We start from the raw sequence: 11,623 nt of genomic DNA, 5'->3' as shown, positions 1-11,623 counted from the left end.
TTCACTGTCGGCTGCTACTGTAGTTGCCTTACTATTATCCATTTTCTTAGGGCGTATAACAGGTTTTCAGTATTTTGGATCAGAAGTTCTGGCTCGGACTGAACCCACACTGATTGACTTAGGAATAGCAGTCGTAGCAGGGGGACTCAGTGGTTTTTCTAAAGTTCGACAAGGAATTAACGATGCCGTAGCAGGGACGGCGATTGCCGTCGCCTTAATGCCGCCTTTATGTGCAGTGGGTTTAACCCTATCTCAAGGAATTTGGAGTCAGAGTTATGGTGCTTTTTTACTGTATTTTACCAACCTGTTAGGGATTACCCTCGCCTGTATGATTGTTTTTATTGTGACAGGCTATAGTCGAGTCAATCTAGCATTCGGCTGGGCGATTATCCTGACGGGAATCTTATTTTTTCCCTTGGGATTAAGTTTAATTCGATTGATCATTCAAGGTCAAGTCGAATATAATCTTACGCGAATTTTCACCAGAAATACACTGACAGGTCAGCGAGTGGAACTCCTCGATACTGATATGATTTGGACAAAACAGCCTGCATCTGTTTATCTCAAAGTCCGCTCAGAAGAGCCAATTACTCCCAAACAAGTTCGTTTAGTTCAAGAATTTCTGATGGAAAGAATGGGGCGAGAGTTTGAACTGATTGTTTTATTAGACTCAGTGACAGAAGTCAGAGCAGAAAAACTGTTAGAGGATTTGCCGGAAGCGGATAATAAATCAATGAAGAAACAGGATATAAACTCAGAAATGAAGACCATTCATTTAGGAAAGAAGAAATTATTGCCTTGAACATTTAGGGTTTATTCCTACAACAAAGTTCCACTGATCATTCCGGCTAATAAAATGAAACCCACCCAAACATTCTGACGAAAAATTTCACCATAAACTGGTTTGGGAATTTCGGGTTGTCGTAATTGACGATATTGCTGAAACCAAATTCCAACAGCGATCGCCAAACTCACCCCATATTCCCAATGTAATTCCATCTGAATTCCCAGCGCTGCTAATAAACTAGCCGTAGCCAAAAAGAAAATACCAACTGCATCAGCCGCTTGATCGCCAAAAAATAACGCACTGGAATTAACCCCCATACGTTTGTCGTCTTCGCGATCGCTCATGGCATAGACTGTATCAAAGCCCAAAGTCCAAAGCACAGTTGCTCCCCAAAGTAACCAAGTTGCAGGTTCCAAATGTGAAACCGCCGCACTCCAACTAATTAAAACCGCAAAACCCCAAGCAATAGAAAGCACCAATTGCGGCACCGGGAAAAACCGTTTTGCGAGGGGATAGCCAATAATTACAGGTACGGCGGCGACACACAGCCAAAAACTCAGGGGATTGAGGTAAAAGGCTAACCCCGCAGCACAAGCAAAGGCAATAAAAGCAACAACAATACCCGTTTTTACCGTTAGCGCCCGAGAAGCGAGGGGACGGTTTCGAGTGCGTTCAACTTCTGGATCAATATCGCGATCCCACAAGTCGTTAATCACACATCCGGCGGCACTGGTGGCGACGCTGCCAAATATTATAACGAGAACCAAAATCCAGGGTGGTGTTGCTTGTGAGGCTAAAAACACCGCCCAAAGTGCAGGAATCATTAAGATGAGGCGTCCTGCGGGTTTATCCCATCTCAGCAATCGAACAATTTGGATTAAAGTTGATTCAGATTTAGGCTCAGATTGAATTAGCATCTCGATTGGTTTCAATTTGCGCTCAGTTTTCAGTTTTTATTCTATAGTTTCTGCGTTAGCCTGTCATGGGTAATCGCCCCTTGAGTTTTGATTACGATGAGTTGACTGTTTTCGGCAGCTTAGATCGAATCTCTCCAGATTTGAGTGGCAATTAATCGAAAAACTCATCGATTTGAATGCTGTTCTTAAGGGGAAAGTTCTGCTAGGATTTGAGTGAGAATCTCTATCGACCAAAAAACCGGATACTCCTTCGGGTTGATTGTATGAGATGATCGATATAATGAACGCTCTAATTTAAGTTTCATGGTTAATTCAGTTTCTACAACTAAAATTTCTGCTTCTTCCCCAGGCTTAGATCGAATGATTGCGGCTATCGATCTCGGTACAAACTCCTTTCATATGGTGATTGTCAAAATTGATCCGACATTGCCGAGTTTTACCATTATTGATCGAGAGAAAGACATGGTTCGGCTCGGTGATTTTGATCAAAAAGGTCGTTTAAAATCTGAAGTGATCGAACGAGGAATTATCTGTTTACGTCGTTTTCAAGAAATCGCTAAAACTTATAATGCTGAACAAATTGTTGCCGTCGCAACCAGTGCAGTCCGAGAAGCGCCCAATGGTCGAGATTTTATCAAACAAGTCTCTGATGAATTGAATCTAGATATTAGTGTCATCTCAGGTCAAGAGGAAGCCCGCAGAATTTATCTAGGGNGTGATCGAACGAGGAATTATCTGTTTACGTCGTTTTCAAGAAATCGCTAAAACTTATAATGCTGAACAAATTGTTGCCGTCGCAACCAGTGCAGTCCGAGAAGCGCCCAATGGTCGAGATTTTATCAAACAAGTCTCTGATGAATTGAATCTAGATATTAGTGTCATCTCAGGTCAAGAGGAAGCCCGCAGAATTTATCTAGGGGTTCTATCCGCAATGGAGTTTAACAATCAACCTCACATTATTATTGATATTGGAGGGGGATCTACAGAGTTAATTCTAGGAGAAGGTCGAGAACCTATATTTTTAAGCAGTACGAAAGTCGGTGCCGTTCGTCTCACTCAAGACTATGTTAAAAGTGATCCGATTAGTCGGAATGAATTTTTATATTTACAGGCTTATATTCGCGGAATGTTAGAACGAACAGTTGATGAACTGGCGTCTAATCTCAAAAAAGGAGAACCTCTGCGTTTACTGGGAACATCGGGAACGATTGAAACTTTAGCTATTATTAATGCTCGCGAAAAATTAGGAACCGAACCCACTCCTTTAACGGGTTATGAACTGAAATTGAGTGATTTGCAAGATTTGGTCAATCGGTTTCGCAAAATGTCTTATGCTGAACGCTTGGAAATTCCGGGTATTTCTGATAAACGGGCTGAGATTATTTTAGCAGGAGCTTTGATATTACAAGAAGCAATGACCCTTCTAAAAATTGACTCTTTAACAGTTTGTGAACGGAGTCTCCGAGAAGGGGTAATTGTTGACTGGATGCTGACGCATGGATTAATTGAAGATCGATTACGCTATGGAAGTTCGATCCGTCAGCGCAGCATCCTGAAAATTGCTCAAAAATATCAAGTAGACTTAGATCATGGTGAACGAGTCGCCGCTTTTGCACTGAATTTGTTTGACCAAACTCAACGCATTCTTCACGATTTTGGCCCAGAAGAACGTGAGTTTTTATGGGCCGCTGGAATCTTACATAATAGTGGTTTGTACATTAGTCATTCCGCTCTTCATAAGCATTCTTATTACTTAATTCGACATGGAGAACTTCTAGGATATACAGAGACGGAAATTGAAACCATTGCTAATTTAGCGCGTTATCATCGGAAAAGCCCACCTAAGAAAAAACACGAGAATTATCAAAGTCTTTCTAAAAAACACCGCCAAATTGTAGATAAGTTAAGCCCTATACTGCGGTTGGCGGTTGCTTTAGATCGACGACAAATTGGTGCAGTCGCTCAGGTGAACTGTCAGTGTCATTGGGAAGCTGGAGAATTTCTGATCAGCCTAAAACCTGCTGATCCTCAAGATGATTGTGCTTTGGAGTTATGGAGTTTGAATTTTGAAAAAGAAGCTTTTGAGATCGAGTATGGATTGAAAGTGGTTGCATCTTTAGAATCCTTAGCCGTTGTGGTGTGATTCAAGTTCAATGTTGTAAATAAGGTCAGTTTGATCAAGTTTAGCGACTAGAGTTGTGATTAACCTACTCTAGTTTTTTGTTCGTTACGGTTACGCAAAAAAGGTAGTTTTAACAGCGTTTTAACTATCAAGAATAATGAGTAGAGTTCTCCGGGTGCTTGTCGCTCTTTCCACTGACCTGGACGGCAAAAGAGCATTTTTACTAACTGTCGATGTTGAGAAAGACTTACTCGTTTAAACTTGACTTTTAGGGTCAGATATGAATCCACCAAAGTGGAACTTATAATTTCTGCGGTTAGCTTTACTTGTTCATCTATTATATCTAGCTGAACAGGTAAAGACTGAGCGGAAAGTAGAAAGTTTTGATATTGAGTTTTGTCAATAAATTCTCGGGTAATCTCAATTTCTGCTCCGACTTCAGACAGTTTGCTTGTGATTCCCCAAAACGTTTGGTTTGCTAGTTCTAACCGGATAATTTTTCGGAGTTCAAACTGATCATCATTCTCGGATTTGGGAGCGTCGATTAAAGCGAAAATGGCGGCAGCAATACTCAACAAATTGTACGCACTCCAAAGTAAAGCGAGATGGGAATTTTGAGACAGTTCAGCAACTTCAGTAGTTATTGGTACTGTTCCCCAAACTCCTAATATTCTTAACAGTCCGATCACGGTCGCAATGAATAACAGAATCAAAGGTAAAGCAAGATTCCAATTGAATGTAAATTGATCACTAGCAAGACCTTTTTCAGTCACTTTAAATTTCTGTTTAAAGGGATTAATCAATGCTAAAAGAACCGCTAAAGACAGGGGAAAACAGAGAATCACTTCATAAATTCCTGAAATGATGACCGAACGACTCTGATAGTTTAGCCATCTAAAAACGACCAATTGAACCAGATAATAGGGGACAAAGAAATACAACCATTCTTCCAAGGTTGCTTTGATCGGAAAAACTCCTAAAAAGGCATAAACTAATGGCATACTTAAGAAGTAAGCATAAGCCCAACTGGCTAACCAACTAATTAATCCTTCTAAATGTGCTAATCTCTGAGACAATGTTAGACCTGGAATGGTCAAAGGATTAGAGTTAATAAAGAAAGCTTGCAGTGTTCCTCTACCCCATCGCTCCCGTTGCACAAAATAGTTGGTCATATCTTCTGCTGCGAGTCCAGCACTTAGTTTTTCCTTCAGGTAAATGAGTTGATAGCCACTCGCAGATAAACGAATCCCTGTGAAATAATCTTCGCTCGTAGATTCTGTTACAAATCCACCAATTTCTTCTAAGGCATGACGCTGAACAACAAACGATGTTCCAGCACAAACTGCACTATTTACTCCATCTTTTAGTAACTCAATTTGTCGATAAAAGACTTCTTCATCCGATGTCAAAATCTTTTCTAAGCCTAGATTTCGAGCAATCGGATCGGGGTTGTAAAAGCTTTGTGGTGTTTGAACTAGAGCCACTTTTTTGTCCTGGAAAAAGCCAATAGTTCGATGGAGAAAATTCCGGGTTGGAATAAAATCTGCATCGAAAACGGCTATCAGTTCACCCCGAGTTAAAGGAAGTGCATGATTTAAGTTACCTGCTTTAGCGTCAATATTTTCGGATCTAGCAATATATTTGCATCCTAATTCTTGAGCGAGTTGTTTTATTTCTGGACGCTGACTATCATCAAGTAAATAAACTGTTTTTTGAGGATAATCTATCCCTTGACAACCGATAATCGTGCGCTTTAAAATGAAAGCGGGTTCTTGATAGGTGGGAATTAAAATGTCAACTGTTGGGGTGTATTTTTCCTCTCTGACATCAATTTCCATTTGATTGGCTTGCTGAGTTCGATCTTTGATTTTCAGCATTAACCACAGTCGAATAATAGCTGAAGTCCAGATTAAGACTTCAAATAAGAGTAACCCTACACTGAATGTTCCATTCAACGGATCACTTAAATTTAAACTAGATAGCGATCGCCATAAAATATAGCGAATCATTAAAGCTAACACAATTGCGACAATAATTACCCGTGACCATAACTTAGGGTAAGGAGAAATTTTGATGACCGCTAGAGCAGTTGTTGTTAATACAATTGTGGGCAATAATAGATATTTTGGTGAAATCTGTGGTGCTTGTATCCAAATCGGAGGATTTTGTTGTCCAAGATGAATATGAGCAAAAAAATGGCTAATTGTTTCTTCTCCAGAAAACCATCCCCATGCAACGGTTGCAAACAAAGTAATCAGACNATAATAGATATTTTGGTGAAATCTGTGGTGCTTGTATCCAAATCGGAGGATTTTGTTGTCCAAGATGAATATGAGCAAAAAAATGGCTAATTGTTTCTTCTCCAGAAAACCATCCCCATGCAACGGTTGCAAACAAAGTAATCAGACTCAGCAAAATTAATGTGGCGATGCGGGGACGACTGAGACTCAAAATAAGGCGTTGTCTCAAGCTTTGATTATACCCAGATGTCATACTATTAAAACTCCTAAATTGACGGATATTGACTCGCTCTAGCAGCCGAGTGGCTGTAAAAGTCAGACTTCAACAAAGTTACTCTGTTAGATTATTTAACATTTTTATTCAACTTGAATGAGAAAATTTCAGTGAAATCATCTGTTCACTGTAAAAGTCAACCTTTGAGCTTGAAAACTTTTGCTCAACATAGAATATTAAACAACACTTTGCTTAATATTTCATAAGTTTGAACTGAGAATCCCGTGAAATTCTGACTCGGCAATTCCCAAACCAATCAGGGTAAGCAATGCCTACCCCATTTTTCGCTACCACTTTTTTAAGATTCCTATCCTCCCCCTGTTGTTTGATCAAAGTGATTCCTATTGAGGAAACGCTCAATATTTTTGATTTATCCTTGACAATAGTCAATCAACTCAATATCTATACTTTTTCTGATTGATTCTGCTCACAAAAGCAAACCGACTTAGATTACTATCTGTCAAGGTTAAAAGTTGTCAATTTTTATTGTTACTCTTGAGTTGAGTTTGCCAGCTAGCGATCGCTTTTTGTGCTGCTGCGTGTGAGGATGTATCCACAGGAACTAACTGAGCGGCTTGGATAGCACTCTCAAACTGTTTGTTCTGAGCGCGGGACTGAGCAACTTTTAAAATTTCTGCACTCCATTGTGAAATTGACTGTTGGGCTTGCTGATAAGCTGCTTCGTCTGGTTTGATTTTACGAGCTTCGTTAATCGCATCACTATAGGACGAAGCTTGTCCTGGTTTAATTCGAGTTTGTGCTGCTTTTAAGCGAGCAAAACTTTGCTGAATCTGTTGTTCCTTTGGTTGCCATTTCTGAATTTGCAGTTGCGCCTGTTGATAAATTTGGCGATTCGTCTGAGGGACAAGTTTAGCCGCAGCTAGTGCATCGGAGAAGTTGCCTGTTTGCGCTCGTGCCTCAGCAATATCTAAAATAGTTTGACTCCAACGTTCTATGTTTTCTTGAGCAGATGGATAGAGGGGATCTCGTTGGGGAATTTGACTAGCAATAACGATTGCATTGCTAAAGCTAGATGCTGAAGCATTTTGTAAAGAGGCTTTGGAACGCTCCAGCAAAGTTTGACTATCAAGCTGATTTTCTGGCGCTGTTGTTCCCTGATTAGCAGAGGAAGAGCTACTAGAGTTGGGTTTTGACGGGGAAGCTTGCTGAGATGGATTATCGATCAGTTCTATAGGACTGGTTGATGAAATCCCTGTCGTTTTTTGACCGAGAAAGATGGACTTGTTCGTGTAGAAGACACCCAGTAGTAGTAATAGTGCAGTCGCTCCACTCCAGAGAATGAGTTGCTGTAAAAATGATCTATCCGACATAGTTTCTTTGGTAGAAGTTTTTTGAGCCGGGGGGTCGATCTGAGCTGGTGTTGAATTGGGAGACTGATGAGCGGTTGTCGTTGGAGTCGGCTTGACGGAGGAATGTTCAGGCGTTTTATTGGAATGGGGACTGCCAAACCTTAAAGGAAATTTGACTCGGCTATCAGTTGTTTTAGGGGCAGCTCCATTTTGCTTGTGTTCTGAAGCTGAATTGAGAATACTACTTCCATTATGGCTTGCCATTGTCACAGTGGCAGGCAACTGATCGGGTAGTATGATTTGATCAATTTTGCCTGCTGGATTGAGTACAAACACAGGGTTCTGTTTGGGTCGCAGGTGTTGATCTGTTAACTGGGGTAGGCGATTGCTCAGGAAATGACACAAACTTTGAATCGTTTTGCATTCTCCAGAGTTTAGTGCCTCTAAAATGGCTGCGGTAAAAAATCCATGACGTAAAGCCGAGGTTTCTCGAGAAACTTGGTCAGGGCGACAGGAGAGTAACGTGGGAATTGCCATTTGGTTGGCGAGTTCCATTGTGGTTGCTCCGACAGCAGTCCCAGCACGCGCCCCTTGACTACGGTTTATATCCAGCAAAACCAGTAGTTCTGAGGTAGGAGCTTGTTTGAGTTTCTCAAATAGTGACTTTATAGATAGTCCTGTCGCTTCTATATTTGCAGGATTGCCGTCAATGGGCATCAGGTAATCCTGTCCTTCATGGGTGAGAGCATAGCCACTAAAAAAACACCAAAGCTGATCACCAGAATGCAACTGTTCTTTACAGAGGGCGTCGATCCAATCGTCGAGGTTATCGCGATTGGGATAAGTGGGAATTCCCCAGACTTCGGGTGAGGTGTCACTCATTAATAAACTTTGGTCGGGTGAAAACCCTGCCTTTTCAACCAGGAAGCTATGTAGAGCCTCAGCATCTCTCTGGGCATAGCTGAGGGGTTGTAGATATTGATACTGGTTAATTCCAATTGTGATGCAAGCGTGATGTTTCATCACGAGAAACCTCCGGGAGTTTGGAAGCCCCGTGTCTTTAGACCGGGGAGGAAAAACGACACGAGCGGTTAAAACCGCCTGTATAAAAAAATTAATCGGGGTATGGTTGCCCCCAACACCCATTTCTGGGGTAATGTTTGCCGAGCCAATGTTATCGGTCGGTACTTTCGACAACACACTGTCTTACCCCTCGTAGGACTGTTTAATGCTGTGGTTCATGAGCCGGCGACGCCCCAAGCATCTCAGGGTAGGAACGTTAACTCTCACCGATAACGTAGTCCTCAAGGGACTTAGGCTGGTCAGCTACCTAAAAAGAGAAGCATGATGCCCCGTCTCTTTAGAGCGGGGTGCTGACTGACACCTTTTAGATATAGGTCTGAATCTCTGCAAAAACGATAGCACACTCAATGTGCCGACTCTAAAACTTCTTATATAAGGACTGGGTATCTGGAACGCGGGTATTGTCCCAAAAAGCTAGAGTGAATCCTCTCGGGGGAGAAGCACCTAGACCGTCATAAGTTGGACAATTACAAGAGTCTAAGTAACTGCCCCAGATCTTCAGCCTTGACCAAAATCCCTGAAACCTTCTCTGTGCTTGGGATTAAAGTTTTTCCTAGTCCTCTCCCAAAAAAACTTTCAAAAAAGTGTTGACAAACCCAGAAGACTCAGCTACATTAGTAAATGCGCTCGAGAAAAGACAACTGACTCGAAAGCAGCCGAACCTAGATAATACAATAGTTTGAAAGCCTAAGTACAGCTCCTCGTTAATACATTTTGAGGGTTCTTGGGAAACCGAGAATCAGNAGAAGACTCAGCTACATTAGTAAATGCGCTCGAGAAAAGACAACTGACTCGAAAGCAGCCGAACCTAGATAATACAATAGTTTGAAAGCCTAAGTACAGCTCCTCGTTAATACATTTTGAGGGTTCTTGGGAAACCGAGAATCAGCTTTGACAGATAGAAATTAGCCGGAGAGTCAGCCCAAGTTCAGAAAAGCAGTTTTGTCGATTCTGAAGCAAGCTAACTTAACTCAAGTGGTGAAATCAACACGGAGAGTTTGATCCTGGCTCAGGATGAACGCTGGCGGTCTGCTTAACACATGCAAGTCGAACGGACTCTTCGGAGTTAGTGGCGGACGGGTGAGTAACGCGTGAGAATCTGCCTCTAGGACTGGGACAACAGAAGGAAACTTCTGCTAATCCCGGATGAGCCGCAAGGTGAAAGATTTATCGCCTAGAGATGAGCTCGCGTCTGATTAGCTAGTTGGTAAGGTAAAAGCTTACCAAGGCAACGATCAGTAGCTGGTCTGAGAGGATGATCAGCCACACTGGGACTGAGACACGGCCCAGACTCCTACGGGAGGCAGCAGTGGGGAATTTTCCGCAATGGGCGCAAGCCTGACGGAGCAAGACCGCGTGGGGGAGGAAGGCTCTTGGGTTGTAAACCCCTTTTCTCAGGGAAGAACCAAATGACGGTACCTGAGGAATCAGCCTCGGCTAACTCCGTGCCAGCAGCCGCGGTAATACGGAGGAGGCAAGCGTTATCCGGAATGATTGGGCGTAAAGCGTTCGTAGGTGGCTATTCAAGTCTGCTGTCAAAGACAGAAGCTCAACTTCTGAAAGGCAGTGGAAACTGAGTAGCTGGAGTGCGGTAGGGGCAGAGGGAATTCCCGGTGTAGCGGTGAAATGCGTAGAGATCGGGAAGAACACCGGTGGCGAAAGCGCTCTGCTGGGCCGCAACTGACACTGAGGGACGAAAGCTAGGGGAGCGAATGGGATTAGATACCCCAGTAGTCCTAGCTGTAAACGATGGAAACTAGGTGTTGCCTGTATCGACCCAGGCAGTGCCGTAGCTAACGCGTTAAGTTTCCCGCCTGGGGAGTACGCACGCAAGTGTGAAACTCAAAGGAATTGACGGGGGCCCGCACAAGCGGNTGCATGGCTGTCGTCAGCTCGTGTCGTGAGATGTTGGGTTAAGTCCCGCAACGAGCGCAACCCTCGTTCTTAGTTGCCATCATTAAGTTGGGCACTCTAGGGAGACTGCCGGTGACAAACCGGAGGAAGGTGGGGATGACGTCAAGTCATCATGCCCCTTACGTCCTGGGCTACACACGTACTACAATGGGAAGGACAGAGGGCAGCCACTTCGCGAGGAGGAGCTAATCCCGTAAACCTTTCCTCAGTTCAGATTGCAGGCTGCAACTCGCCTGCATGAAGGAGGAATCGCTAGTAATCGCAGGTCAGCATACTGCGGTGAATCCGTTCCCGGGCCTTGTACACACCGCCCGTCACACCATGGAAGTTAGCCATGCCCGAAGTCATTACTCTAACCTTTCGAGGAGGAGGGTGCCGAAGGCAGGGCTGATGACTGGGGTGAAGTCGTAACAAGGTAGCCGTANAGCTAACCCCAATTTACAAGCCAACTGAGGTCATCCCAGGTCGTGCGAGGAATTGAGTAACTACTAGGCTTTCAAACTTTCGGTTCGGACTAAAGGGCTATTAGCTCAGGTGGTTAGAGCGCACCCCTGATAAGGGTGAGGTCCCTGGTTCAAGTCCAGGATAGCCCACCTACTCTGTTTTCTGAGTTAGATGGGGGTATAGCTCAGTTGGTAGAGCGCTGCCTTTGCACGGCAGAAGTCAGCGGTTCGAGTCCGCTTACCTCCACTCTCTATTGTTAAAATATAGAGACGAACACAAGCAATTTCATACGCTATATCTAAAGTGCAGCACCTAAAATTCCAAGAAAAGAGGGTTTAGGATGCTGGACGAAAGTTCAGTCAGAACCTGGAAAACTGCATAGAGAATCAGGCAAAAGGTAAGACCGTAACAGACTTTTCAAATGAGAGGTCAAGCTAGAAAGAGCTANAGTGCAGCACCTAAAATTCCAAGAAAAGAGGGTTTAGGATGCTGGACGAAAGTTCAGTCAGAACCTGGAAAACTGCATAGAGAA

General features: G+C 43.2%; 5 protein-coding genes, 2 tRNA genes, 1 rRNA gene and 1 pseudogene. 6 read left to right on the top strand and 3 right to left on the bottom strand.

Going from position 1 to position 11,623, the window contains the following annotated elements:
* Positions 1-802: DUF389 domain-containing protein (locus WN50_RS15755; RefSeq protein ID WP_049559758.1), on the top strand; the 802-nt coding region annotated here is incomplete at its 5' end.
* Positions 803-819: 17 nt separating this feature from the next.
* Here WN50_RS15755 and WN50_RS15750 read toward each other — a convergent pair.
* Positions 820-1,704 carry a 4-hydroxybenzoate solanesyltransferase gene (locus WN50_RS15750; protein WP_046277656.1) on the bottom strand — a complete coding sequence of 295 codons (885 nt, stop codon included), beginning with the start codon at positions 1,702-1,704 and terminating at the stop codon, positions 820-822.
* Positions 1,705-2,007: 303 nt separating this feature from the next.
* Between WN50_RS15750 and WN50_RS15745 the strand changes: the two are divergent.
* Positions 2,008-2,418, top strand: a pseudogene (locus tag WN50_RS15745) (Ppx/GppA phosphatase family protein); the annotation flags it as partial.
* A 1-nt stretch (position 2,419) separates the two neighbouring features.
* The coding region (locus WN50_RS15740; protein WP_049559752.1) for a Ppx/GppA phosphatase family protein at positions 2,420-3,847 on the top strand (1,428 nt) is incomplete at its 5' end.
* A gap of 59 nt (positions 3,848-3,906) precedes the next feature.
* On the opposite strand, the gene WN50_RS15735 is transcribed toward WN50_RS15740, so the two are convergent.
* Together WN50_RS15735 and WN50_RS15725 are read right to left on the bottom strand one after the other, a co-directional pair.
* Positions 3,907-5,664: a glycosyltransferase gene (locus WN50_RS15735; protein WP_235440983.1), complete on the bottom strand. Its 1,758-nt coding sequence runs from the start codon at positions 5,662-5,664 to the stop codon at positions 3,907-3,909.
* A gap of 1,152 nt (positions 5,665-6,816) precedes the next feature.
* Complete coding sequence (locus WN50_RS15725) at positions 6,817-8,673, bottom strand: caspase family protein (protein ID WP_046277675.1); 1,857 nt, start codon at positions 8,671-8,673, stop codon at positions 6,817-6,819.
* A 1,046-nt stretch (positions 8,674-9,719) separates the two neighbouring features.
* On the opposite strand from WN50_RS15725, the gene WN50_RS15720 reads away from it, so the two are divergent.
* From WN50_RS15720 to WN50_RS15710, 3 genes are all read left to right on the top strand, one after another.
* Positions 9,720-11,086, top strand: a 16S ribosomal RNA gene (locus tag WN50_RS15720).
* Between the two features lie 80 nt (positions 11,087-11,166).
* A tRNA-Ile gene (locus WN50_RS15715) sits at positions 11,167-11,240 on the top strand.
* A gap of 24 nt (positions 11,241-11,264) precedes the next feature.
* Positions 11,265-11,337: transfer RNA gene (locus WN50_RS15710), tRNA-Ala, on the top strand.
* Positions 11,338-11,623: the final 286 nt, after the last annotated feature.

It is taken from the genome of Limnoraphis robusta CS-951 (assembly GCF_000972705.2).
The sequence above is the reverse complement of the archived record's forward strand: the minus strand, read 5'-3'. Positions and strand labels throughout refer to the sequence as shown.

Excerpts from the sequence above, each read along its gene's own strand:
- WN50_RS15750 (WP_046277656.1), bottom strand. The coding sequence starts at position 1,704 with ATGCTAATTCAATCTGAGCCTAAATCTGAATCAACTTTAATCCAAATT.
- WN50_RS15735 (WP_235440983.1), bottom strand. The coding sequence starts at position 5,664 with ATGGAAATTGATGTCAGAGAGGAAAAATACACCCCAACAGTTGACATT.
- WN50_RS15725 (WP_046277675.1), bottom strand. The coding sequence starts at position 8,673 with ATGAAACATCACGCTTGCATCACAATTGGAATTAACCAGTATCAATAT.